Annotated in this window: 20 protein-coding genes and 2 pseudogenes; 10 read left to right on the top strand and 12 right to left on the bottom strand. The window is 59.8% G+C overall.

What is annotated here, in order from left to right; translation table 11 throughout:
• Positions 1 to 186: 186 nt before the first annotated feature.
• A complete protein-coding gene (locus tag IEX53_RS04360) occupies positions 187 to 1089 on the bottom strand; it encodes a LysR family transcriptional regulator (RefSeq protein WP_188821777.1) in 903 nt (300 codons plus the stop codon).
• Between the two features lie 121 nt (positions 1090 to 1210).
• Between IEX53_RS04360 and IEX53_RS04355 the strand changes: the two genes are divergently transcribed.
• From IEX53_RS04355 to IEX53_RS04340, 4 genes are all read left to right on the top strand, one after another.
• On the top strand, positions 1211 to 2050 hold the full coding sequence (locus tag IEX53_RS04355) for a type 1 glutamine amidotransferase domain-containing protein (protein WP_188821857.1): 840 nt from the start codon (positions 1211 to 1213) through the stop codon (positions 2048 to 2050).
• A gap of 555 nt (positions 2051 to 2605) precedes the next feature.
• A complete protein-coding gene (locus tag IEX53_RS04350; RefSeq protein WP_236016022.1) occupies positions 2606 to 4045 on the top strand; it encodes a M20/M25/M40 family metallo-hydrolase in 1440 nt (479 codons plus the stop codon).
• Positions 4046 to 4116: 71 nt separating this feature from the next.
• Complete coding sequence (locus tag IEX53_RS04345) at positions 4117 to 5280, top strand: FAD-dependent oxidoreductase (protein ID WP_188821775.1); 1164 nt, start codon at positions 4117 to 4119, stop codon at positions 5278 to 5280.
• The gene (locus tag IEX53_RS04340) at positions 5174 to 5419 is read left to right on the top strand and encodes an FAD-dependent oxidoreductase (protein ID WP_236016021.1); all 246 of its coding nucleotides are present in this window, start codon (positions 5174 to 5176) and stop codon (positions 5417 to 5419) included. Before IEX53_RS04345 ends, IEX53_RS04340 begins: the two co-directional genes overlap by 107 nt.
• Before the next feature lie 366 nt (positions 5420 to 5785).
• Here IEX53_RS04340 and IEX53_RS04335 read toward each other — a convergent pair whose 3' ends face one another.
• Entirely contained in the window at positions 5786 to 6628 is an 843-nt protein-coding gene (locus tag IEX53_RS04335) for a helix-turn-helix transcriptional regulator (RefSeq protein ID WP_188821771.1), read from the bottom strand.
• A gap of 75 nt (positions 6629 to 6703) precedes the next feature.
• Between IEX53_RS04335 and IEX53_RS04330 the strand changes: the two genes are divergently transcribed.
• Entirely contained in the window at positions 6704 to 8176 is a 1473-nt protein-coding gene (locus IEX53_RS04330; protein ID WP_188821769.1) for an MFS transporter, read from the top strand.
• Between the two features lie 37 nt (positions 8177 to 8213).
• On the opposite strand, the gene IEX53_RS04325 is transcribed toward IEX53_RS04330, so the two are convergent.
• Entirely contained in the window at positions 8214 to 8825 is a 612-nt protein-coding gene (locus tag IEX53_RS04325; protein WP_188821767.1) for a TetR/AcrR family transcriptional regulator, read from the bottom strand.
• 84 nt (positions 8826 to 8909) lie between these two features.
• On the opposite strand from IEX53_RS04325, the gene IEX53_RS04320 reads away from it, so the two are divergent.
• Positions 8910 to 10121: an aromatic ring-hydroxylating oxygenase subunit alpha gene (locus IEX53_RS04320; RefSeq protein ID WP_188821765.1), complete on the top strand. Its 1212-nt coding sequence runs from the start codon at positions 8910 to 8912 to the stop codon at positions 10119 to 10121.
• Between the two features lie 28 nt (positions 10122 to 10149).
• Positions 10150 to 10560, top strand: a complete 411-nt coding sequence (locus IEX53_RS04315; RefSeq protein WP_188821763.1) for a PaaI family thioesterase — start codon at positions 10150 to 10152, stop codon at positions 10558 to 10560.
• Between the two features lie 190 nt (positions 10561 to 10750).
• Here the strand turns inward: IEX53_RS04315 and IEX53_RS24335 are convergent, their stop codons facing one another.
• Together IEX53_RS24335 and IEX53_RS24460 are read right to left on the bottom strand one after the other, a co-directional pair.
• Positions 10751 to 10942 carry an ATP-binding protein gene (locus IEX53_RS24335; RefSeq protein WP_373288550.1) on the bottom strand — a complete coding sequence of 64 codons (192 nt, stop codon included), beginning with the start codon at positions 10940 to 10942 and terminating at the stop codon, positions 10751 to 10753.
• Positions 10943 to 11295: 353 nt separating this feature from the next.
• Positions 11296 to 11352: pseudogene (locus IEX53_RS24460) on the bottom strand (hypothetical protein); the annotation flags it as partial.
• A 362-nt stretch (positions 11353 to 11714) separates the two neighbouring features.
• On the opposite strand from IEX53_RS24460, the gene IEX53_RS04310 reads away from it, so the two are divergent.
• Entirely contained in the window at positions 11715 to 12848 is a 1134-nt protein-coding gene (locus IEX53_RS04310) for an FAD-dependent oxidoreductase (protein WP_188821761.1), read from the top strand.
• A 169-nt stretch (positions 12849 to 13017) separates the two neighbouring features.
• On the opposite strand, the gene IEX53_RS04305 is transcribed toward IEX53_RS04310, so the two are convergent.
• The 6 genes and pseudogenes from IEX53_RS04305 to IEX53_RS04280 form a co-directional block, all read right to left on the bottom strand.
• Positions 13018 to 13347, bottom strand: a complete 330-nt coding sequence (locus IEX53_RS04305) for a hypothetical protein (protein ID WP_188821759.1) — start codon at positions 13345 to 13347, stop codon at positions 13018 to 13020.
• Positions 13348 to 13510: 163 nt separating this feature from the next.
• A pseudogene (locus IEX53_RS04300) lies at positions 13511 to 13909 on the bottom strand (SH3 domain-containing protein); the annotation flags it as partial.
• Positions 13910 to 13967: 58 nt separating this feature from the next.
• Positions 13968 to 17105 (bottom strand): multidrug efflux RND transporter permease subunit, encoded by a 3138-nt coding sequence (locus IEX53_RS04295; RefSeq protein ID WP_188821755.1) that lies wholly within the window; start codon positions 17103 to 17105, stop codon positions 13968 to 13970.
• Positions 17106 to 17110: 5 nt separating this feature from the next.
• Positions 17111 to 18289, bottom strand: a complete 1179-nt coding sequence (locus IEX53_RS04290; RefSeq protein WP_188821753.1) for an efflux RND transporter periplasmic adaptor subunit — start codon at positions 18287 to 18289, stop codon at positions 17111 to 17113.
• 56 nt (positions 18290 to 18345) lie between these two features.
• Positions 18346 to 19167 carry a DUF3313 domain-containing protein gene (locus tag IEX53_RS04285; protein ID WP_188821751.1) on the bottom strand — a complete coding sequence of 274 codons (822 nt, stop codon included), beginning with the start codon at positions 19165 to 19167 and terminating at the stop codon, positions 18346 to 18348.
• Between the two features lie 179 nt (positions 19168 to 19346).
• Positions 19347 to 20045 carry a methyltransferase family protein gene (locus tag IEX53_RS04280; protein ID WP_236016020.1) on the bottom strand — a complete coding sequence of 233 codons (699 nt, stop codon included), beginning with the start codon at positions 20043 to 20045 and terminating at the stop codon, positions 19347 to 19349.
• A 233-nt stretch (positions 20046 to 20278) separates the two neighbouring features.
• Here IEX53_RS04280 and IEX53_RS04275 point away from each other — a divergent pair, with 233 nt between their 5' ends.
• Both IEX53_RS04275 and IEX53_RS04270 read left to right on the top strand, forming a co-directional pair.
• Positions 20279 to 20971, top strand: coding sequence for a response regulator transcription factor (locus IEX53_RS04275; RefSeq protein WP_188821749.1), 693 nt, complete (start codon positions 20279 to 20281; stop codon positions 20969 to 20971).
• The gene (locus IEX53_RS04270; protein WP_188821747.1) at positions 20968 to 22263 is read left to right on the top strand and encodes a sensor histidine kinase; all 1296 of its coding nucleotides are present in this window, start codon (positions 20968 to 20970) and stop codon (positions 22261 to 22263) included. The genes IEX53_RS04275 and IEX53_RS04270 overlap by 4 nt, the downstream gene beginning before the upstream one ends.
• 81 nt (positions 22264 to 22344) lie before the next feature.
• On the opposite strand, the gene IEX53_RS04265 is transcribed toward IEX53_RS04270, so the two are convergent.
• Entirely contained in the window at positions 22345 to 22989 is a 645-nt protein-coding gene (locus tag IEX53_RS04265) for a TetR/AcrR family transcriptional regulator (RefSeq protein ID WP_188821745.1), read from the bottom strand.
• Between the last annotated feature and the right edge of the window lie 105 nt (positions 22990 to 23094).

The raw sequence follows: 23094 nt of genomic DNA, 5'->3' as shown, positions 1-23094 counted from the left end.
GTTCCGGTCTCTGACGATATCAGGAAGCGTCCAGTAACCATTGCTGCAAGGCGTGGTGTTGCAGCGCTACCTTCGAGCCCCATGAACAAAGAACGGGGCCCAATGCCACAAACTTATTTTTCGTAACAAATGCGCGATAATTTATCGCCACGCGAAATACTGGCCGTCTGCCAGCCGCGCTGCGGATCACCTTTCCTTCGCCATGAAATCGATAAGCGCCCGCGTGGCGGCGGAAAGTCGCCTGTGCGGGGCAAAGAGCAGCGAGAAGGACCGGGTACGTCCGCGCGCGTGAGGGAGCAACTCCACCAGCCGTCCCTGTCGGATGGAATCGCGCGCGACAAAATCATAAGTCTGGCAGATGCCAAGGCCACCTTCGGCCAGCGAAACGACGCCCAGCACATCATCGAGAATTTCGATGTCGCCGGACGGCGTCCATTCCACATCGTTTCCATCAACGCGGAACAGCCATGGCGCGCAACGTCCTGTGCTCGGCATGACGAAGGGCAGGCATCGATGGGCAGCCAGATCCTCGACCCCCTGCGGAATGCCAGCCCGAGCGAGATAGCGTGGCGCAGCTACGAGACAGAGCGAGGCATCTTCCAGCTTCCGGGCGACGAGCCCGCTATCGGGCAACGGACCCAGCCGGATAGCCAGATCGTACCCCTCCGCCACCAGATCGACATTGCGGTTGGTAATGCTGAGCTCGATACGAACTTTGGGATAGGCGTGGGTGAACCCGTCCAGTAACGCAGGCAGGCGGTAATGGCCGTAGGTCGTCGGTACGCTGAGACGGATGACGCCCGTGAGTGTTCGTCCCGGGGCGTCCTGAATGCCCCGTTCGGCATCATCGAGAAGCGAAAACGCCGCGCGCGCCTGTTCAAGATAGGCCCGCCCCACCTCGGTCAAGCTCAGGCGGCGGGTCGTCCGCCGCAGAAGCTGGACCCCGAGCCGGTTTTCCAGCCGGGTAATCGCCCGGCTGAGGACGGAAGGCGTGGTGGAAAGCGCAATCGCGCCTCCGGTCATCGAGCCCTTGTCGGCGACCGTCACGAATGCCTCCACATCGCCCAGATGGTCGAACCGGCGCCCCATAGTCACCTCCGCGGACAGTTTTTTGCTCTTTGGCGAACAAATGAATTCCCATTCTGATTATTTATCTCCAGAAGTGCGTGCAATAGGTCTGTGGCATAATAATTCCCAATGGAGAAATATGATGAGACTTATTCGCACTCTCGCTCTTGCTTCGGTGTTTGGAGCCGGCGTCCTTGATGCGCAGGCTGCCAATGTCCTGGTCGTCCTGTCGGATTCCGCCCATCTCGATCTCAAGGGTGGCAAGACCTTCGCAACCGGCTTCTACCTCAATGAACTGATGCAACCGGTCAAGGCATTGACCGAGGCCGGTCATGAGATCGTTTTCGCGACCCCGAAGGGCACTGCCCCGGCACTCGACAAATCGTCGGTGGACAAGATGTATTTCGGTGGCGATGAGGCGGCGTTGCAAGAAAGCCTTGCGCTCCTCGACAAGCTTAGGCTGACATCCAGCCGTGCCTCTCCGGTCATCAGTCTCGCCCGAGTCGAAGAGATTGGCTATGACCAGTTCGATGCGGTCTATGTTCCGGGTGGCCACGCGCCCATGCAGGATCTTCTGGTAAGCCCAGAATTGGGCAAGCTTCTTGCTGCCTTCCACGCAAAAGGCAAAACCACTGCGCTTGTGTGCCATGGCCCTATCGCGCTCTTGTCTACGCTTCCCGACGCAAAAGGTTTTACCACCGAGCTTGAAACCAGCGGTTCTGCCAAAAGCAGGGACTGGATCTATGCGGGCTACAAGCTGACGGTGATCAGCAATCAGGAAGAGGAAATCGCCAAGGGCCTGCTCAATGGTGGCGCGATGAAATTCTATCCGCAAACCGCGCTGGAAACGGCCGGCGCACGCTTCACAGGCAATGAAAGCCCATGGGCGGCGCATGTCGTCACCGACCGCGAGCTTATCACTGGCCAGAACCCGGCATCGGCTCCCGCCGTCGCTGCCGAAATGCTGAAGCGGCTGAAGTAGCCCTTCCCTGCATAAGAGGTGCCGCGTCCTGCCTTGACGTCCACTAGGGGTGACAAGCATTCCTCCTAGGCTAAAAGTGCGGTGCCATGCCGCACTTACCAGTCACTTCAACACGCTGAGGCTTCTCTAAATCATGCCTTGCCGTCAGTTTTCGCCGCCGGGAGATAGCTTTCGGAGTTGCTCGCTCTCGGCGTACGGCAGCTTCGAAGCGTTATGCCGCTGCAGACAGCGGTGCACGGACAAGCGTCTTAGCCGAAGATCGGTTAGCCTATTGAACAGCAGTCTCATGAAAAACGGTCAGCCAACAGACGAATAAAAGACGGTCGATATTTATCTAAATTCTCTCGATCAAAAGTAATATGATTCTATCATCACGTGTGCGTTACGATACATTGCCATTCTTCGTTTCGGTCACACATGAATTCCTGGCGACGGCATTGCTCTTGAGAGCGCCCGGATGGAACCAGTCAACTGGACTAAGCGTGCCGACGGAAAAATCCATCCCATACGCAAGCTCTCGGAAGCCATTCACCCTTCAACCAAGCGGAGCCTGCCATGAATCATCTCTCGATGGAAAAGACCTCCCTGACAAGTCCTGGAGGACGCCAGGGCGCTATCGATCGCGCCACGGATTACGTTGATAGCGGCACGTTCCAGGCGGATCTCACGCGCCGCGTCGCGCTGAAAACCGTGAGCCAGAGTCTCCCGGACAGCCTGCCGTTTATGTATCGCTATCTCAAAGACGAAATCGCGCCGCCTTTCGAGCGGATGGGATTCACCACTCGGATCTACGACAATCCTATCCAAGGCAAGCCGCCCGTGCTGCTCGCCACCCGCATGGAGGGTTCGGACCGGCCCACGGTGCTAGGTTATGGCCATGGTGACGTACAGCCAGGGCTCGACAATCTGTGGACCAAGGGCAAAGGTCCCTGGGTCCTCGCGCGCGATGGCGACAAGCTTTATGGCCGGGGGAGCGCGGACAACAAGGGCCAGCACACGCTGAACATGGCAGCACTCGACGCCGTGTATACGGAACGTGGCGGCAGGCTCGGCTTCAACGCAAAGTTCATGGTCGAGACAGGTGAGGAAGTCGGCTCCCCGGGCCTCTCCCAACTGATTGCAGCGCACAAGGACGATTTCGCTGCGGGCGTGATGATCGGCTCCGATGCTCCCCGTGTGCATGCCGACCGCCCGACGTTGATCCTGGGCTGCCGCGGGGTGTTGATGTTCGATCTCGTTTGCCAATTGCACGACAAGGCCTATCATGCCGGACAATGGGGCGGCCTGATAGCCAATCCGGCTCTCATTCTTGCGAACGCCCTTGCGGCCATCGTCGGCCCGACCGGCGAATTGCTCGTACCCTCCCTGAAGGCGCCGCCCATGCCTGCCTCCGTGCAGAAGGCTCTCGACGATCTCGACCATAATGGTGACGGCCCCAGTGATCCGGCGGTCGACAAATGGTGGGGAGAGCCAGGAATGACCCCGACCGAGCGCGTTTACGCCTCGAACGTCTTCCAGGTCCTCGCCATGCTTGCCGGCACGCCCGAGCATCCGGCGGTCGTGGTGCCGCCGAAAGCGGTCGCCAATTGCCAGATGCGCTTCGTCGCTGGAACGAACCTCGACAACATTATGCCAGCTCTGCAGGAGCATCTCGACGGAAAGGGACTTTCCGACGTGAAGGTCGTTACGCCGCCGCCCCAATTCGCCGGCTCGGACGAGGCGACCAGAACGGACCCTGATAACCCGTGGGTTAGGTTCGTCATCGACTCGCTCAAACTGACCTGCGGCGCCGGTCCTGCTGTCGTCCCACAAATGGGTGGCTCGATCTGCAACGCCGTCTTCACGAATGTTCTCGGCATACCGGCCATCTGGATTCCCCATTCCGATCCCAACTCGCAGGAGCACGCGCCGAACGAGCATATGCTCATCTCCCTCAGCCGTTCCGCCATCGAACTGATGGCCGGTCTCTATTGGGACATCGGAGAACGCAAATGACCAGCATTTCAAATATTGCCCCGCTAAAGCGCAAGAGAGCCGGCGCAACGCTGGGGCGCCGGAAAACCTCGATGAACAAACGTCCATATGTATCGCGGGCAAGCTACCCAACATCGGTGGCAGTTATCGGTGCCGGCCTTGCCGGGCTCACCACGGCATACTGGCTTACGCGGCTTGGTATTCCCGTAACCATCATCGATGCGAAGCCGGGACCGGGCGAAGGGACCAGTTTCGCCAATGGCGGGATGTTGACGCCAAGTCAATCCAACCCGTGGAATGCACCCGGCACGATCCGGCATCTCTCGTCCTGGATATGGCACAAGGATTCTCCGCTCAAGATTTATCCTTCCGCCCTGCCCCACCTGATCGGTTGGGGCGCGCGGTTCCTTTGGGATTCCTGGCCCTCCCGTTATCGCCGCTGGACGGCGCGCAACTTCATTCTTGGTCATTATAGCCTCGAGCAGCTCAAACTGCTCGTAAGGGAGACCGGCTTGCATTTCGACCGTGAATCCCACGGGACGCTGCAGGTTTTCCGTGAACAAGCCGAAATCGACGCTCGCATGCCGATCATGGATTTCATGTCGAGACGCGGCCTCGATGTCCAGCGGCTCGACCGCGAGAGGCTTGCAGATCTGGAGCCGGTATTCGACGACGACAGGTCGCCTTTCGTGGGCGGGCTCTATTTCCCAAAGGATGAAAGCGGTGATGCTTTCCTGTTCTGCGAAGGTCTCGCTGGGTGGCTTGCCCTCATGGGCGTAACATTCTGCTATGGGAGCGGCGTCGAGCGGCTCGACGTGGAGAGCGGCAAGGTCCGCGCCGCCGTTACCGCCGATGACACCATAAAGGCGGACGCTTTTGTTGTCGCATGCGGCCCCGGCTCAAGAATACTGTTGCACAACTGTGGCATTCATTGCCCGATTTATCCGGCAAAGGGCTATTCGCTCACTGTCGATATTGGCGCGGCGAATTCCGGGCCGAGGCTTCCCGTCGTGGATATGCATGACGAGATTTGCGTCACCCCGCTCGGGCGCCGGCTGCGCATTGCTGGCAGCGTTGAGTTCTGCGGCTACGATCTGACCATCGACGCGAAACGCAGTGAAGCGAATCCTCAGCCAAGCGCGCAATCTCGTGCCGCTGCTGCGTCAATATCCGGACAGCGCATTCTCCCCCTGGACGGGCCTGCGTCCTGTCACCCCGACGGGCTTCCCGATGCTGGGGCGTTCCCGCCTCGATAATCTGTTCGTGAATTCCGGCCACGGCCCTCTTGGCTGGACCTTCGCGGCAGGCTCCGGAAAGATTGTCGCCGATATCGTTGCCACCTCGACATGCGATCTTGCCGGCGATGAGAACATGGATGGCGCGATCGCATACTGACCGTTCAGATGGTGCTGCAGCCTCACTGCACCATCGGAGCGGTCGCGGTTCTTTCGTAATGCTGGCCGCATCCATGTTCGGCCTGTTCGAATTGCAGCAGCTCGGCACGGTCCGCTGCTTCCCCCCTTCGCCGTCGATGCGCTGTGCGGCGCGCCGATCTGGCTTTGCGGCGCCAGCGCGATGCCCTATCTGATTTGGCGCGCGACATAGGGTGGGACTCTCCTATTTTGGCTCGCAAGGGAAGCCGGATGTCCAGAATCTTCTTCAACAGGTCTGCCGCCTTCCGTTTCACCGGGAGTCATGTGGCTCGTAAGGAATTGGACCAGCGAAGAAAATGCAATGTTCATCACTTTGCCGCCTGCTCAATCAAAGAGCGTTTGCCCCCCGCAACGCACCGCTCGTATCGCCCTCTTCGAGAGCCGCATAGACGACAAGCCGCAGGTGCTTCTCCTCATCGACGATGAATGTCGAATGCTCGAATGCGACGGCCCCAATTCCCGCGACAAGGAAGCTGCGGCGCCCCTGGCAGCGGCCATGCACGTCGTGCCGGCGCCAGAGATCGCGAAATGCAGGCGAGCACTGCTCGAGCGTTTCAACCAGCCCAATCATGTCTTCGTCGTCGGGCGCTTGCGCGTAGTCGCGCCGGAAGCTCGCGAGGATCTGCGGCGCCTGCATGTCCCACTCCACGATCCGGCTCGATAGCCTATCATCGGCAAAGAGCATCCAAAGCATGTTCCGCTCTGCCGGATCGCGCGCCTCGAACCCGAACAGCCGCTCAGCGGCCGCGTTCCAGCCGATCACATCCCAGCGCAGGTTCATGACGTAAGCGGGCCGTAAAGCCAAATCGTCGATCACCCGCCGAACAAGCGGCGGCAACGCGCACCAGGGCCGGCCGTTGATGGCGGGAGGACGGTGGTGCGCCAGCAGGAACAGATGCCGTCGCTCCGTTTCATCGAGTTTCAGCACCCGGGATATATTGTCGAGAAACGAAGCCGAGACGTTGATGTCGCGCCCCTGTTCCAGCCATGTGTACCAGGTGAGCCCGACACCGGCGAGCGCCGCCACTTCTTCCCGCCGCAGCCCCGGCGTTCGGCGTCTTTTTCCCGGCGCGAGGCCGACATCGAGCGGTGATAGGCTTTCGCGCCGCCGACGCAGAAAATCCGCCAATTCCGTGCGTGTGCGGTTATATCGGCTTTCCATATTGCTCATAGTAATAGCATAATTTCTTCCATAGTAGCAGGATCATAGGCGGCCTATCCGGTGGCTTCAACCAGGAGAGCCGCTATGTCCGACAGTTGCACTTCAACAACCAGAGCTACATTTCCCGCACCAACTTCCGCCGCGAGCCATTCCGCCATATCGCCGCTCGCGCTCGCCGTCCTCTTGCTCGGCGGCTTCATCACCGTCTTCGACCTGTTCGTGGTCAATGTGGCCATCCCCTCGATGCAAGCCGATCTTAAGGCAGACTTCGCCGAGATCGGTCTTGTCATCGCCGGCTACGAACTCGCATTCGGCATTCTGCTGATCGCAGGCGGACGTCTCGGCGACCGGTACGGCCGCCGCCGGCTGTTCATCCTCGGCATGATCGGCTTCGCCATAACCTCCTTCTTCTGCGGTGCAGCACCCGACGCGACGAGCCTGATCGTCGCGCGCTTCCTGCAGGGAGCGACGGGCGCGATACTGTTCCCGCAGGTCTATGCGTTGCTGCGCGTCCTCTATGACGACGCCGGGCGCCGCCGCGCCTTCGGCCTGCTGGGCATGACGCTGGGGTTCGCCGCCATCGCCGGACAGGTGCTGGGCGGCCTGATCGTTGAAAGCGACCTTTTCGGCCTCGGCTGGCGGGCGGTGTTTCTCATTAATCTCCCGATTGGCCTCGCTGCGGCCTGTTTAGGCAAGGCGATCCCCGGGTCGCGCGCGGCAGACGCGGCTGCCGTGGACTGGATCGGCATCGGCCTTGCGACGCTCGGCCTCACGCTCCTGCTCGTGCCTCTGCTGGAGGGGCCGAACATGGGCTGGCCTGTGTGGACGTGGCTCTGCTTTGCCCTCTCGGCGCTGACACTCTCTGCCTTTCTCGCCTGGGAAAGAAATCTTGCTCATCGCAACAGAGCGCCGGCCATCGATCTCAAGCTCTTCGCAAATCGCGGCTTCGCGCTCGGCGTGATCGTCGTGCTCGCCATCTATTCCACGGCGACATCGCTCTTCCTCTGCTTCGCGCTCCTCGTTCAGTCGGGCCTCGGGCTCACCCCATTCGAGGCGGGCAGCCTGTTTGCGCCGGCCAGCATCGGCTTCGTCGCGGCGTCCTTGGCTGCGCCGAGGTTAGTGGCGCGCTTCGGCGAGAGGGCCATTGCCGGAGGCGCCCTGATCTATGCGGCCGGCATTCTGTGGTTGATCGTGCGGGTCGGCGAACTTGCAAGCGCGGACGACGTGTGGCGCCTCCTACCCGCACTCGTCCTGTTTGGCTTCGGACAAGGCCTCTCAATGACGCCGCTGCTCAATCTCGTCATCGGCTTTGTTGAGGAGCGCCATGCGGGAATGGCTGCGGGCATCGTCTCCACGATGCAGCAGGTCGGCGGAGCCTTCGGAGTCGCCATCGTCGGCATCTTCTTCATCAACCTCCTCGCGGAGCATCCGGCTGGAGGCGCGCCGGGCGCCGATCATTACGCCGCGGCGTTTTCGGGCGCCATGCTCTATAATCTGTCGGCGGTACTCTTCGCGGCCGCGCTGATCCTGTGGATACGCGGCTGCGCTTCATCCTGATCATCACCAGCGCGTTCATCACCGGCGAAAATATGGATCATGGTTTGATAGGCCCCGAAGCGCGTACACAGATCGCTATCAGGTTCTTGACAATAATATCCTCCTCCCCTGCTCGTGGCGTATCGCTCAACGGGCCAAGCAGGGTTTCGACGATAGCACCCACGATGCATATGGACGTGACGCGCGCATCTTGCTGCATGAGTTCACCCACCTCGATGCCTTCGTTGATGACTTCTTCGATAATCGCTCGGTATGGCTCGCGGAATCTACGGCGATCTGCATCGATTTCCGGACTGACGGGTTCGACCAGCAATGCCCAAGCGAGCCTGCGTCCCTTAAGGGCGCGCCGGGCGAAGGTCCCCACCATGCTGGCCAAGCGCTCAGGAACCGTACCCGGAATTCGCGCCGCGCGATCGAATGCTTCGATTTCGTGCAATGAGGCCTGCTGGAACACTTCGAGGAACAAAGCCGCCTTCGAAGGGAAATGCCGGTAGACGCTGCCCGTCGAAATTCCCGCAGCTATTGCAACCGCTGGAATGGATGTGCCTGCATAGCCTGATCGCGCCACGAGCTGCCGCGCCGCTTCGATAAGCTGATCACGCGTCGTGTCGAGGCGTCGCTGCATCTTTGATGTGCGTCGGTAGGCCATAAACAATTGAACTCCGATTCATTTCTTTGTATGTTTCTTATGACAGATCGCGCCTTCGCGCATCTGCCGATTGGGAGGTCGGGGATGAAACACGAGACACAAGTCGAAACCCTGCGTTTGCTGCTCGGCCTGCGCAAGGAGGAGCGTCATCAGGACATGCTGGGACAAGTCACCCAGATCCCGGTACGCAACTATACAGACGACGCAACGTTCGAGCATGAAATGGGGACCGTATTCCGCCAATATCCAACAGTTGCGGGACACGCCTGTCATGTGCGTGAGCCTGGATCTTTTCTCCTCAGTGATTGGGACCGTTTTCCCTATGTCGTGATCCGCGACAAGGAGGGGCAGCTGCGCGCCTTCTTGAATATTTGCCGGCACCGGGGCGCCAGACTCATTACCAGGGCGACGGAAAATAAGAAGCTCAAGGCTTTTGTCTGCCCCTTCCATGGGTGGGTCTATGATCTCGATGGTTCCCTGAGGGCCATAACAAAGGAGCATAATTTTCCGCATCTTGATCGCCGCCGTTTCGGCTTGGTGGAACTCCCTGTGGCCGAACAGGGCGGCCTCATCTGGATTCATCCGACCCCCGGGACAATGATCGATCTGAAAAGCTATCTCGGACCGATTGCGGACGATATGGATCATTTCGGCATTGATAGGCTTGTCAGTTATCGCAAGAGCGTGATCATTAAGAATGCGAACTGGAAGCTGCTTCTAAAGACCTACCTGGAAGGCTATCACGTTCCTTTCCTGCATCGTACAACGATTGCCACTTCATTCCGAAAGGGCGTCCTTGCGCATTTCGAGCACGGACCGCATATCCGGATCGCCGCCGCCAGGACCAACATTCTCGACGCTTTGAATGTCGAGCCGGAAAAATGGCGCATTCTGGATTACGCCTCAGTATACTACACCTTGTTTCCCAATACGTTTTTCATAATGCATCCCGACTACGTGTCGATAAACAAGTTTTATCCCGAAGCTCCGGATCGAACCATCTGGACCCATGAGATGCTTTACCGAGAGGAACTGTTTAACGACCGAGAGGAACTGTTTAACGGAGAAAAAGGTGAGGCAGCACTCGCCAAGCGTTTCGAGTACACCAATGACATGGTCTTCGATCTCGAAGATTTTGCCGTAGCGGAAGATGTGCAGAAGGGGCTCCGGTTCGGTGGCAATGAATTCCATACTCTCGGACTGGAAGAAGGTCTTCTCGCAGTTTTCCAACAAAGCGTCGACCAGGCCCTTAATCGATCATCGGTGACACCTATGACCGAGCATGAAGGACCGTAGATTGCCTGATACAACTGGATGGAATGACATGGATGATCTTCTTTCGTTTGCACACCAGGTTTTCGATAGCCAGCCATTCAGCCGGTTCATAGGCGCACGGCTGACAAAAGCCGAGCCGAGAAGCGCCGAACTGCGCCTTACAATCTCCGACAATTTGAAACAGCAGCACGGGTTCGTCCATGGCGGGGTTCTCAGCTATCTGGCGGACAACGCGATTACCTTTGCCGGCGGGCTCGCATTGGGCGGCAATGCCCTGACGTCAGAGTTCAAGATCAATTACATCAAGCCTGCACGTGGAACGGAATTAGTTGCGCGGGCGAGCGCCAGAAGCACCGGCAAACGGCAGGCGGTCTGCCAATGCGAGATATTCGCGGTGGCCGAAGGTCAGGAAACTTTGTGCGCTCTCGCCCAAGGCACGGTTGTCGGCACCTCCGGTTAAACTGCCCTTTTCTATCCCGACGGAACGATCCGGCGCACGGCATTTGTCGATCACGTGGCGTCGATGTTGCTTCGGGTCATGGCGGCGCTCGCTATGTTCTATGGCGAGGTGATCGGAACCGAAGAATTCGTCGCTCGCTGAACGAAAGAGGAGCCGAAAATCATGACGATGGCAAGGCCGAGCCCGCTGCTCATTTCCGTCTTGTTGCGCCCCTGAAGAAGCGGTCGCGCACCTTTGGCAACTCATCGTCCGGGATGTCGGGCCCGCAATCATCGATGACGACAGCAAGAAAGCCCGGCTCGCGCCGCAACCAGCAGGCGACGGACCGATCTGGTGGAGAGTGCAGAACCGCATTTTCCAAAAGATTCCGCGCTGCAAGCATGAACAGTGATCCGCTGTGACCGGGAGGGTAACGGAAAAAAGGGCGAACTCGACCGAGATGACGACCGCTTGTGGATAGTGCTGTCTTATATCCTCTGCGAGCGTCTCCAGAGCTTTCCCGACATTGACGCGGCCCTCGTCCTGGATGACCTCGCCAATCTCGGCATTTGTGAAATCGTCAAGCTGCCGGATCAGCCGCGACGTTCGGTCCACACATATGGCGATTTGCCGAAGCGCATTTTCTCGGAGGGCTGCGAACGCGGTAAAATCCCACTCGTGCTCCCGCACCGCGTCGACCCGGGCAAACAGGCCATTCAGACACCGGATCACCGGCCTGATCTCGGAGGGGTTGTCAGTCGCAGGCAAAGGGCTCAAATCCGATGCCGGACGCGATGCCAACGCCCTTGCCATGGCATTCAATGGCGCAGGCGCGGCAACCACAGGCGACAGCAAGCCCTCGAACCGCTCGCCGGATAAGTGGCGATATTGTCGTTGACCGTCGCCGTCTCTATCGGTGAGAGACCCTACGGTAAAGCTTGCTCATGATGCGTCTTAGCAAGACGGGTTGCTCAACACGGCGGACCGATGTAGATAAAACCAGTCGCGAAAAACGAACGCCAGCAGCATTGGTATGCTCGTCAGGCTTTCGAATACACGTCAGCCATACCGTCAGCATGGTTCGGCCAGCGTCTCCGAAAGCAACTGTCTCACGACCATCGGGTCGAGAGCACGTCAGCGTCGATCGACGCTGACGTGATACTTGGAGCGCTAGAATGCAAAACGATATTGCAATTATCGGCGCGGGGTTGGGCGGTCTCATGCTGGCTCGCGCCCTGCATGTGAACGGCATCCCCTGCACCGTCTACGAAGCTGAAGTCTCGGCAAATGAGAGGAGGCAGGGAGGTCTACTCGACATCCACGAGCATAATGGTCAACGCGCCTTAAAGGCCGCCGGCCTATTCGACGCTTTCCTGGATCTCATCCGCCCCGGGGAGGATGCCAAACGGGTCGTCGATCAGAACGGCAATATTCTGTTCGACGACCCCGGCGGTCGCACCACTACACCGGAAGCCGACAGGGGCGCACTTCGAGACATGCTCATCGGGTCGCTTCCTGTCGGCACGATCAAATGGGACCGCAAGGTGACATCGGTCGCGACCGATCGCGGTCGGCCCGCGGTCACCTTCTCCGACGGCGCGACGGTCGCGGCCGATGTGCTCGTGGGAGCGGACGGCGCCTGGTCGAAGGTCCGGCCCATTCTTTCCGATGCAAAGCCTCACTATACTGGCACCTGCTTCATCGACATCGCGCTTTCCGACGGTGAAGCGCGACATAAGGCATCCCTCGGCGCGATCGGCAGCGGCACACTCATGGCTGTCGCTCCAGGCAAGGGCATCATGGTCCATCGCTACGCCGATGGGACCGCGCGCGGCTATGCCGCGCTGAACAAACCCGAGGAATGGATACGCTCAATAGACTTTGGCGACACGCGATGTGGACTGAAGCATGTCTCGAGGCAGTTCGAGGGATGGGCGCCCCACCTCACCGCATTCATTACGGACAGCGAGGCTGAGCCGGCGCTTCGCCCGGTCTATGCACTGCCGGTCGGGCTGCGGTGGGATCGAGTGCCCGGAGTCACTCTGGTCGGCGACGCGGCGCATCTCATGTCACCCTTCGCCGGCGAAGGAGCTAATCTGGCGATGTACGATGGCGCGGAGCTTGCCAAAGCGCTTATTCATCATCCAGGCGACATCGAAGCTGCGCTCACAGATTACGAATGCGACCTGTTCCCGCGCAGCAGCGAAGTCGCCGACGCGTCCGCGCAGAACCTGGCCCGCTTTTTCGGTGACGCCGCACCTTGGAGCGTAGTCGAGATATTCAGGGATGTCCCACACGGAGGAGTGTAAAACGGCTTGTCGGAACGGCCGTTTACGCGACGAAGCGCCGACGGCCGGAACGGCAGGGGTGGACAACGTGAGCCCAATAAATCTTGAGGGTGACGGGCCCTTCTGTCCCCAGGCGTTACCTAAGCCATGCCGCCAGCGCAAACCGGCAGCATGGCCACGCTACCTCGGCTTAGCCGCGGCGGCCATCCCAGTCACGCTTCTCCAGCTTCAGATGCTGGTGGATTCGATTCACCTGTGTCTCGAGCTGTCCCACTTCACCCCGATCCAGCCCGTTGCGCGAAAGACGGTTGTAGAGCCGCTGCACGCTTGAGGCTTCGCCGCGCAGGCTCTTGGCTTCTTTCCGGGAAATCTGGCCCCTCCTCTCCGCTTTGTTGATCTGATTTTCCAGCTGGTTGATGTCCGACTGAATCTGCCGCTGCACGGATGCCTGAAGCTTCCATGATTGTGCAGAGGCGGGCATGGCGGCCAGGGAAGCGGCCACGATGGCGATGGATAACATGCACTTACGCATTGATAGTCTCCTTTGTTGAATGCGAAACAAAATCGAGGAATTGAGGATTGCCGGGCGCCGCGATTGGCGAGCCGCCTGGCAATCCCATCGGCCGGGGCGTTTACATCGCGCGTCAGCCTCGTGGCAGATGGCGGTCGTGGCGCCAGTCGTAACGCCCCCAGCGATCCCGCTCATGATAGAAATTGCGATCGCGGTAGTGTCGATCCCAGTATGTGTCCACGTCGAAGGTGACAGTGGGAATGCCCAGACGGGGGTAATAGTCGGGCTCGACGTAAACGCGGCGGGAGCGGTAATCGGCCTGGACATACCGTCCATAGGCCCAGCCGCGACCGCCCACCCACGAGACATCGCACCAGTTCACGTCCCGCAGACAGCCATTGATCCTGAGAGGTTCCCCCTCAGGGATCACGGTTACGGCGGGATAGGCAGTGCTCGGACCGGAACGCATGTTTACATCCGTGGTCGCATAGCCACGGACCGCGGCCTCCGCCATCGATGACGCCGCGACCAGCGCTACGGCCGCACCCAATATTGTGAGATGCCTTTTCATGGTTGGTACTCCTTCTTCAGCATCAGGTTTTCTGCGAATTTCATCCAGGGTTCCGGTCTCAGCCCCGCTGCGGTTCTGCCGAGGCCCCTGTCGCACCGGTTTCCGGCTTGGTCTTCACCCATCGCATGACGAAGACGAAGAACACCGGCACGAAGAAGATGGCGAGCACCGTCGCCGAGATCATGCCGCCCATCACGCCGGTGCCGATGGCGCGTTGGCTTGCAGACCCGGCACCGCTCGCAATGACCAGAGGCACGACACCAAGCGTGAAGGCCAGCGAGGTCATCAGGATTGGCCGGAAGCGAAGACGCGCCGCCTCCACTGCCGCCTCAGTGAGGGGTTTTCCAGTTGCCCGGAGATCCTTGGCGAACTCGATGATCAGAATGGCGTTCTTGGCGGCCAGGCCGATGATCGTGATGAGCCCCACCTTGAAATAGACATCGTTCGGCATGTCGCGCAGCATCACCGCCGCAAGCGAGCCGATCACCCCGAGCGGAATCACCAGCATGACGGCCAGCGGAATGGCCCAGCTTTCATAAAGCGCGGCAAGACACAGGAAGACCAGCAGGCAGGAAAGGCCCAGCAGCATCGGCACCTGCGCGCCTGATTGAATCTCCTGAAGCGTCTGGCCGGTCCATTCATAGCCGAACCCTTCCGGCAGCAGGCTGGCGATGCGCTCGACCTCGGCGATGGCATCGCCGGACGAATAGCCGGGAGCCGCCTGCCCGCTGATGCGGATGGCGGGGAAACCATTATAGCCCACGAGCTGGATCGGCCCTTTGGCCCATTCATAGCTGGCGAACTCCGAAAGCGGCACCATCTCGCCATTGCTGTTGCGAACGCTCATGCTCAGCACGTCGAAAATATCGCCGCGCTTGCCTGGGTCGGCCTGGACGGTCACCCGCTGCATTCGCCCGTTATTCGGGAAGTCGTTCACATAGGACGAGCCGAGATTGGTGCTTATCGTCTGGTTGATCTGGGCGAAGGTAACGCCGAAGGCATTGGCCTTTTCCCGATCGATCTTCAGCACCACCTGCGCTGCCGGGGCGAGTCCCTCCTCCCGGACGCCCGTCAGAACCGGGCTTTTTCGGACTTCCGCCAGAAACTGGTCGCGCGCGGCCCAGAGCGCTTCTGTGCCCTTGTTGGCGCGATCCTGCAGACGGAAGGCGAAGCCGTTGGTGCTGCCGAGCCCGGGAATTGCAGCCGGCGAAGTCGCGAAAGCAACGGCGTCCTTGATCGTCTGGAATTGGGCGTTGAGCTTCTGGGCAATTGCCGCCGCGCCTTGCTCGGCGGTGCGCTCGCTCCAGTCCTTCAGCGTAATGAACACCATCGCCGCGTTCTCTCCCGCGCCGGAAAAACTGAATCCATTAATGGCGACCACGCGCGTCACCGCAGGATTCTCCATCACGGTCTCCTCCATCTTCTCGATGGATTCTAGCGTTCGCGCGGATGTTGCATCCGCTGGCGCCTGCACCTGGGCGAGCAATGCACCCTGATCCTCCATCGGTAGGAAGTCCGTCGGCAGGCGCAGGAACAGGTAGCCGGTCACGCCAGCGACGACGAGATAGACGAGCATCATGCGCGCGCTTTTATGCAGCAGCCGGCCAACCCAGTTGCTGTAACCGTGCGACGAGGCATCGAACGCCCGGTTGAACCATCCGAAGAGCCCTTTTTTGGAATGAGCATGGCCCTTCGGAATAGGCTTCAGGAACGTGGCGCAAAGAGCTGGAGTCAGCGACAGCGCCAGGAAGGCTGAGAAGAGGATGGAGGCGACCATCGTCAGCGAGAACTGCTGATAGATCACGCCAACGGCTCCCGGAAAGAAGGCCATCGGCACGAAGACCGAGGTGAGCACCAGCGTGATGCCGATGACCGCGCCGGTAATCTGGCTCATCGCCTTCTTGGTAGCCTCTTTGGGGGAAAGCCCCTCCTCCATCATGATCCGCTCGACATTTTCGACCACGACAATGGCGTCGTCCACCAGAATGCCGATGGCGAGCACCATGCCGAACATAGTCAGCACATTGATGGAAAAGCCGAGCAGGAACATGACGCCGCACGCACCGAGCAGCGCGATAGGCACAACCAAGGTTGGAATGATCGTGTAGCGGATGTTCTGCAAGAACAGGAACATGACGGCGAAAACGAGAACGATCGCCTCGATCAGCGTGTGCAGGACCTTGTCGATGGAAATCTCGACGAACGGTGTCGTGTCATAGGGGATGGACCATTCGATATCTTGGGGAAACGAGGTTTGCAGTTCCCGCATTCGCTCACGGATGGCAGTCGCGACGTCGAGGGCATTACCGCCCGGCGCAAGCTCGATGGAAGCGCCCGCCGCCGGTTTGCCGTTGATGCGCGTCGAGGTGCCATAGGATTCGGCGCCGATTTCGATGCGGGCAACGTCGCGCAGCCGCACGGTGGAACCGTCGGGTTCGGCGCGCAGCACGATATCGCCGAATGCCTCCGGCGTGGTAAGCTGTCCCTTGATAATGAGGGAGCCCGTCGTCCGACGTTCAGGTCCCACTGGAGCAGCGCCAAGCCGCCCGGCGGCCACCTGCGCATTCTGGGAGCGGATCGCATCCGTCACATCGGCGGGCGCAAGGCCGAACCCCAGAAGCTTGTCCGGATCGACCCAGACCCGCATGGCGCGTTCGCTGCCGAAAAGCTGCGCATTGCCCACGCCGGGTATGCGGCGCAGCTCGCTAGCGACATTCCGGCTCATGTAATCGCCGAGCGCAAGGCCATCCGTCTCACCGCTCTTCGAGGTCAGCGCAACGAGAAGAATTGTGCCGCTGCTGGCGGCATCGACGCTGATCCCCTGCTGCACGATCGAGGCTGGAAGCCTTCCCTCGACCCGCCGCACGCGGTTCTGCACCTCGACGGTGGCGTCGTCCGGATCCGTCCCGGGCTCGAAGGTGGCCGTAATGCCGATGGATCCCGAAGCGTCCGAGGTCGACTCGAAATAGAGCATGCCGGGGACGCCGCTCAGTTCCTCTTCGATCAGCCGTGTGACGCCCTCATAGGTATCTTCCGGGGAAGCCCCGGGATAGACCGCCGAGATCTTCACCTGCGGCGGAGCCACCTTGGGATATTGCGAGACGGGCAGCACGGTGAGCGAAATCGCCCCCGCCAGCATGATGATGATGGCGATGACCCAGGCGAATACCGGGCGGTCTATGAAGAAGGCTGCCATCGGTCTTAACCCTTGTCTGAACTGTCGGTGCTGGCGAGGGAGGGATGTGTCCAGGGCGTGGTCTTCACCGGCGCGCCAGGAGCAATCCGCTGGAAGCCCTCCACCACTACCCTGTCACCCGGATAGAGGCCCTTGACGACAACCCAGCGGCCATCGACGATCCAGCCGAGCGTAACCGTTCGGAGCTGCACCTTGCCATCATCTGCGACGATATAGAGCTGGGCGTTGCCTGCCGTGTTGCGCTGAACCGCCTGCTCGGGGACGGCAAGCGCGCCGTCGAGTGCGGCCTGCTCAAGTCGTCCCCGCACATACATGCCGGGTAGCAGGTTCATCTCGGGATTGGGAAACTCGCCGCGCAAAATGATCTGGCCCGTTGCCGAATTCACGGACGCCTCGGAGAACAGGAGCCTGCCATCGTGCGGGTACGGCTTGCCCCCCGCCGAGATGAGCTTCAAGCGGGCGCTTCCCGATTCATCCGCCTGAAGCTTGCCTTGCGCAAGCGCGTTCTTGAGCGCGATGACGCTATCCGCAGGCTGGGTGAAATCCACATAGACCGGATCGATCTGCTGGATAGTCGCCATCACGTCCGAGGTGGGGCTGACAAGCGCACCCTCTGTGACAAGCGCACGGCCGATCTTGCCGGAAATCGGTGCGCGGATTTGCGTATATTGCAATTCGAGCTGGGCGGTCGTCAGGTCGGCCCGTGTGCGATCAACGTCGGCGTTGCTCTGCGCGAGCGTCGCGATGGCGGTGTCGCTATTATCCTTGCTGGTGACGCCGCGCTGGAGCAGTTCCCTTTGCCGGTCGGCGCGCTCCTGGGCCAGTTCCCGGGCGGCGATGGCGGAATCCAGCGCGGCCTTGGCCGCCGCCACCTTGGCCTCGAATGGCTTCGGGTCGATGACGTAGAGGACATCCCCTTCCTTGACCGTCGAGCCCTGCTCGAAGACCCGCTTGAGCACCATCCCTGTTATGCGAGGGCGGACATCGGCGGTCACCATGGGCGCTACGCGCCCTGGCAACTCTGTCACGACAGGCAGCTTCTCTGCCTTCACCTCAACGATTGCGACTTCGGCCTGGGGCGCCGCACCCGCTCTGGATTTGTCTGCTTCATCGGAGCAGCTGGCGAGCGGCAGCCCGACACAAGCGAGGGCAAGCCAACGGAGGGCCTGTTGCAAGCCTGTCATTGCATTTCCTTTGGTTTTCATCGAGAGAAATCGAGGTGAATAAGCACGCTCAGCATTTACTTGCCCGCCGTAGCGTCCCCCTTGTCGGACCACCCGGGAGGCAGACCGAGCTGGCCTGTAACCAGACCCGCGACCCCTGGCGCTCTGCCGAAGGTTTCACAGGCGGCATATTTGGCCTTTCCTCCGAGATTTGAGCGTACCTTCTGGAGCGACGGAATCTCCGGCATGCCTCCAAAGGGGGATTTGCCTTTCACGATCATCGCGGCAAAGTCATTGCCGAATTTGGAAGCGAGGCTATAGGCGTCGCCGACCTTGGACATTCGCGGCTTTTCGGTGATCGAATTGGCTCCCCTCGCCCAGACCATGGCGGCTTTCTGCTGGCCATCGGCGCCTATCGCTTCCGCCTCGACGCCGAGACCACCCAACCCGAACGGCAACCGGGGCGCAGAGACGGGAAGGACTGCTGACGTCCCGAGCGAGGTGGCGGTGGATAGGGCGGAAACGGCAGCATTCGTCGGCACCAAAGCAGTTACATTGGCGCGAACAGTCAAATCGGCGGCTTGGCCATTGCCCACCACCTGCAGGCGATCGCTGAGGGCCACGCATAGCGAACGATCGATCGCGTTGGCCACGAGGCGGAGATCTTTCTGATCCTCGACCATCGCTCCCGCCGTGGGTGTAAATCCCGTCGGGACAATCCGAACCGTGCGCGCTCTCAAAAGAGCATCACGGTCTACCTTGATCGCGGCCTTGGCCAAGAGGCTCTTTTCGGGAGTGAGATTGGCGTAGGAAGACAGCGATGCGCCTGATTCCAGGGGAACCTTCGCGCAGCCGGCAAGACAGATGGAGAGGAGGACCACCGAGCATACGCAACGCATGAATACCCCCTCGAAAATGCGGCGCACTGTCAATGGATCGAACGAAAGCGGGATCAAAAAACTTGCCGGAAATTTTGGCCGCACCGCATGTTACTCCCAGGTTGGATGGGGCGAATTTTATCGTTTCCACCGTTAAGTGCCGTTAACCCAGTGTAAAGTTATGCAAATTTGCCGCCCCATCAGGGAAGCCGCAGTACCACCGGAACCACGCCGTATTCCTGAAGCCACTCGATGCCTTCGGACAAAGGCACCGCCGTGAAAAAGACCAGGCTGTCAAAAAAGGTTGCGTAGAGCCGTTTGGGGCTTGCCATCACCCAATCGGCGTCGGTGAAGGCGGACCACCGGGGCAGGAAGCGCGGCACACGCATGCAATAATCAGCGTAATACTCGTCAAACGCCTGGCGCAGATATTTCTCCTCACGGCGGATTACGATCGCAAAGATGCCCCAGGTGGCGACGGCGAATGCCAGCGTTACGACAATGCTTCCGGTCTGCGCGCCCGCTCCCGCGGCGCCTATCGCGGAAAACAGATAGAGCGGATTGCGCGTGATGGAGTATGGGCCGGCAGCGACCAGTTCTCCATTTTTCCGGCCGCCGATATAAAGCGTCGACCAGAGGCGGCCGATGACGGCCATCGCCATCAGGCCGATCCCGAATGTTTCGACGACGCCGGCAATGAATTCACTGGAGCGAGCTTCAAGGAAAAAGAGAAATCCGATTGCCAGCAGGATCATGAGGAAAGCGACCTGTCGCCGCTTATGCTGAAACCGGCTCAGCGCTATCGCAAGGCCAAGCCGATCTGCCGGTTTCATGCTGCGGGCGGATGCGTGACGGCCGATAGATTCCTGCGTATGCAGCGAGTCCGTTTGGCTCTCCATGAGACATCCCAAGAGTTTTTGTTCTGACAGAGCTGCATTATCGAAAGGCAGCAAACACGCGCTTTTGTTTGCATCGCGGGGATGCGAGGGGTAAGCGTGACAAGTTCTATCACCCCCAGCGTTAAGTGCCGTTAAGCTGGCGTAAAGTTTTGCAAAAGTGCTCGGTTGTCCAGCCCTGTTCGTGGCATGAGACTTGGGAGTGCATGAGACCTTGAAATAGCCAGTGAACTGTAATGACGAAGGTTCTGTTGATCGATGACGACGAGGAACTGACCTCGCTTCTCATCGAATATTTGAGTGAGGAAGGTTTTGTCGGCCGGGCAGCGAACGATCCGCGCCATGGTATCGAGGAAGCCCTTTCTGGACGTTACGATATCATCGTCCTCGACGTCATGATGCCGCGGATCAATGGGATCGACGTGCTCCAGAGAATCCGTGCCTCCAGCGATATTCCGGTCCTGATGCTCTCGGCCCGCGGGGAAAACGTCGACCGGATTACCGGGCTCAATCTCGGAGCGGATGACTATGTCCCCAAACCCTGCTTTCCAGATGAAATCGTGGCGCGGCTGCGGGCGATCCTCCGGCGCCTGAAGAAATCCGAGCGCGGCGGCGCTCCTGGCGTGCTTCGGGCCGGCGCGCTGGAGGTATATCCCGGTTCCCGAACCGTGATATGCGATGGCCGTCCGCTCGAGCTGACCGGAACAGAGTTCAACCTTCTCGAGGTTCTGGTTCGCGAAGCAGGCCAGCTCGTTGCCAAGAGCGATCTTTCCAAACGCGCCTTCGGCAGCACGCTTGCTCCGTTCGACCGGCGGATCGACGTCCACATCAGCAGCATCAGGCAGAAGCTCGGCTTGCGTCCTGACGGCCAGCCCTGGATCAGGACGGTCCGTGCGCAAGGATATCAGCTGGTTCAGGATCCCTCATGAACGGCCTGTTCCGCAGACTTTTCATTATGATATGGCTGTGCATCGCCGGAACGATCGGCCTCATTCTCCTCCTGACAAGGTTCTCTGGAGCTACGCTGCCGGCCGAGGAAAAATATCCGACCACATCGGCCCTGGCGCTCGACTTGATCGCAACCCTCGTTGAAACGGATCATCTGGATGCCGCCCGTACGGTCGCCGCTGCGTTGGAAGACATTTCTTCATCCCACCCGGAGATAGCAGAGATCCCGGCAGGAAGCGCGCATTGCGAGACGGGCGGGACGAAGGACAGCCAAACGACCCGCTTCGTCACGGGAGAAGGCGGATGCTATAAAATTACGGTGCGGCAATCGGATAGTTTCTATCGGATATTCAAATACATCTTTTTTCCCTTCCTTACCTGCCTTGTGGCAAGTCTGCTGGCGTCGTTCTGGCTTGCGAAATATTTGACCCACCCAATCGTCACGTTGAAGAACGGTCTTCACAGGCTGGCAGGCGGGGATTTCACGACGCGGATCGGGAGCCGGTTCACCAAACAGCGGGACGAGGTTTCCGACCTTGCCCATGATTTCGACGTCACGGCGGCGAAGCTTGAAGCCCTGCAGGCGACCCGGCAGAGGCTCTATCACGATATTTCCCATGAGCTGCGGTCTCCGCTTTCCCGTCTTCAGGTCGAGTTGGGCGTACTCCGGCAAAAACCCGAGAAAGTCGATACGATGCTCCTGCGGATGAATCGCGAGATCGAGCGGCTCAACACGCTGGTCGAACAGATCCTGACTCTGGCCCGTCTTGGTTCCGGATCGCATATTCCGGTCGAACGGCAGCGGATCGACGTGATCGAGCTGCTCGACGCCATCGTCGAGGATGCATCCTTCGAAGGACAGCGAAGGAATGTCGAAGTTCGCCTGGACGGGCAAAAGGAGTTCATCGCCGAGGTCGATGGCGAACTGCTTTATCGCGCATTCGAAAACGTAATCCGCAATGCCCTGAAATATACCGCCGAGGGCACCATGGTTCGCGTATATGCTTCTCTTGAAGGAGAACACCTTTTGAAGGTGAGCGTAAAAGACTGTGGCCCCGGTGTGCCGCCCGGATATCTCACCGAAATCTTCGACCCATTCGTCCGCCTGAATGACCCTCCCCTTATCGGTGGCCACGGCCTCGGCCTTGCCATCGCCCGCCACTCTCTCGAACTGCATGGAGGGCGGATTTGGGCCGAAGCGCCCAACGAGGGTGGCCTCACGGTCAACATGGAAATCCCGGCCTTTGCGTCCACTCCGCGCCACCGGCCTTGACCGCGCAAGTAAAGGCAGCTTGGCGGCCATACAAGGTCCCGCAGCACTGTGAACCATTCGCCGATTGGTTCTGGGGGCGTATTATATAGCTTGCGACCCTTGCCGCGCTGCGCGACCAGCAATCAAATGAGCGTCGAGCTCAGCTTTCAACGATGAAAACCCATTCTCGATATATTTTGCCAGCGACTCCTTGCCGTCATCCTGGCGCCACGCATCGGCGGCAAGGCGCATCACCCCACTCGCTGTCATGGCGACGAGCCGCAGGCCGTCGCTTCGGTCTTCATCAGGACACACAGCGCATAAGCCTTCATAGAGAGCCAGTTCGAACTGCTGGTAGCTGAACGCTGCCCGCGCGCGTAGCGCTTCGCTTTCGTTCATTACCCGCGCGATGGCGATAGCTCGGGAGGGCTCGGAGCTAGCGGCAAGCGCCTTGAGCGCGGCGCAGGCAATATCGAATGGCGCACCAGCTGCGGAATGTTCCAGGACCAGTTCCCTCAGCGCATTCACATAGCCGTTCATATGGGCGAGCAGAATGTCATCCTTGCTCCTAAAATAATAAAAGAACGTCCGGCGCGAGATGCCGGCCGCCAGCGCGATCTCGTCGAGCGTCGTGGCTTGGTAACTCTTGGCGAGAAACAGGTCGAGACCGGCATCGGCGATGCGCCGGAAGGTTTCTCTCCGTTTTCGCGCGCGCAGGCCTTCTTTGATGGGCAGATCGTCAAGCATGCAAGCTTCTCGCATGAATTTGCGCGGCCTGGAAGGCATGGCCAATACTCGCCGGGACGTAGATATACCGCACGCTCAGCATATTTTCGCACTCAGTGCAAATTG

The sequence above is a fragment of the Paramesorhizobium endophyticum genome, assembly GCF_014640615.1.
GTDB lineage: Bacteria > Pseudomonadota > Alphaproteobacteria > Rhizobiales > Rhizobiaceae > Paramesorhizobium > Paramesorhizobium endophyticum.
The sequence above is the reverse complement of the archived record's forward strand: the minus strand, read 5'-3'. Positions and strand labels throughout refer to the sequence as shown.

Excerpts from the sequence above, each read along its gene's own strand:
- IEX53_RS04360 (WP_188821777.1), bottom strand. The coding sequence starts at position 1,089 with ATGGGGCGCCGGTTCGACCATCTGGGCGATGTGGAGGCATTCGTGACG.
- IEX53_RS04355 (WP_188821857.1), top strand. The coding sequence starts at position 1,211 with ATGAGACTTATTCGCACTCTCGCTCTTGCTTCGGTGTTTGGAGCCGGC.
- IEX53_RS04350 (WP_236016022.1), top strand. The coding sequence starts at position 2,606 with ATGAATCATCTCTCGATGGAAAAGACCTCCCTGACAAGTCCTGGAGGA.
- IEX53_RS04345 (WP_188821775.1), top strand. The coding sequence starts at position 4,117 with ATGAACAAACGTCCATATGTATCGCGGGCAAGCTACCCAACATCGGTG.
- IEX53_RS04335 (WP_188821771.1), bottom strand. The coding sequence starts at position 6,628 with ATGAGCAATATGGAAAGCCGATATAACCGCACACGCACGGAATTGGCG.
- IEX53_RS04330 (WP_188821769.1), top strand. The coding sequence starts at position 6,704 with ATGTCCGACAGTTGCACTTCAACAACCAGAGCTACATTTCCCGCACCA.
- IEX53_RS04325 (WP_188821767.1), bottom strand. The coding sequence starts at position 8,825 with ATGGCCTACCGACGCACATCAAAGATGCAGCGACGCCTCGACACGACG.
- IEX53_RS04320 (WP_188821765.1), top strand. The coding sequence starts at position 8,910 with ATGAAACACGAGACACAAGTCGAAACCCTGCGTTTGCTGCTCGGCCTG.
- IEX53_RS04315 (WP_188821763.1), top strand. The coding sequence starts at position 10,150 with ATGGATGATCTTCTTTCGTTTGCACACCAGGTTTTCGATAGCCAGCCA.
- IEX53_RS24335 (WP_373288550.1), bottom strand. The coding sequence starts at position 10,942 with ATGCTTGCAGCGCGGAATCTTTTGGAAAATGCGGTTCTGCACTCTCCA.
- IEX53_RS04310 (WP_188821761.1), top strand. The coding sequence starts at position 11,715 with ATGCAAAACGATATTGCAATTATCGGCGCGGGGTTGGGCGGTCTCATG.
- IEX53_RS04305 (WP_188821759.1), bottom strand. The coding sequence starts at position 13,347 with ATGTTATCCATCGCCATCGTGGCCGCTTCCCTGGCCGCCATGCCCGCC.
- IEX53_RS04295 (WP_188821755.1), bottom strand. The coding sequence starts at position 17,105 with ATGGCAGCCTTCTTCATAGACCGCCCGGTATTCGCCTGGGTCATCGCC.
- IEX53_RS04290 (WP_188821753.1), bottom strand. The coding sequence starts at position 18,289 with ATGACAGGCTTGCAACAGGCCCTCCGTTGGCTTGCCCTCGCTTGTGTC.
- IEX53_RS04285 (WP_188821751.1), bottom strand. The coding sequence starts at position 19,167 with ATGCGTTGCGTATGCTCGGTGGTCCTCCTCTCCATCTGTCTTGCCGGC.
- IEX53_RS04280 (WP_236016020.1), bottom strand. The coding sequence starts at position 20,045 with ATGGAGAGCCAAACGGACTCGCTGCATACGCAGGAATCTATCGGCCGT.
- IEX53_RS04275 (WP_188821749.1), top strand. The coding sequence starts at position 20,279 with ATGACGAAGGTTCTGTTGATCGATGACGACGAGGAACTGACCTCGCTT.
- IEX53_RS04270 (WP_188821747.1), top strand. The coding sequence starts at position 20,968 with ATGAACGGCCTGTTCCGCAGACTTTTCATTATGATATGGCTGTGCATC.
- IEX53_RS04265 (WP_188821745.1), bottom strand. The coding sequence starts at position 22,989 with ATGCTTGACGATCTGCCCATCAAAGAAGGCCTGCGCGCGCGAAAACGG.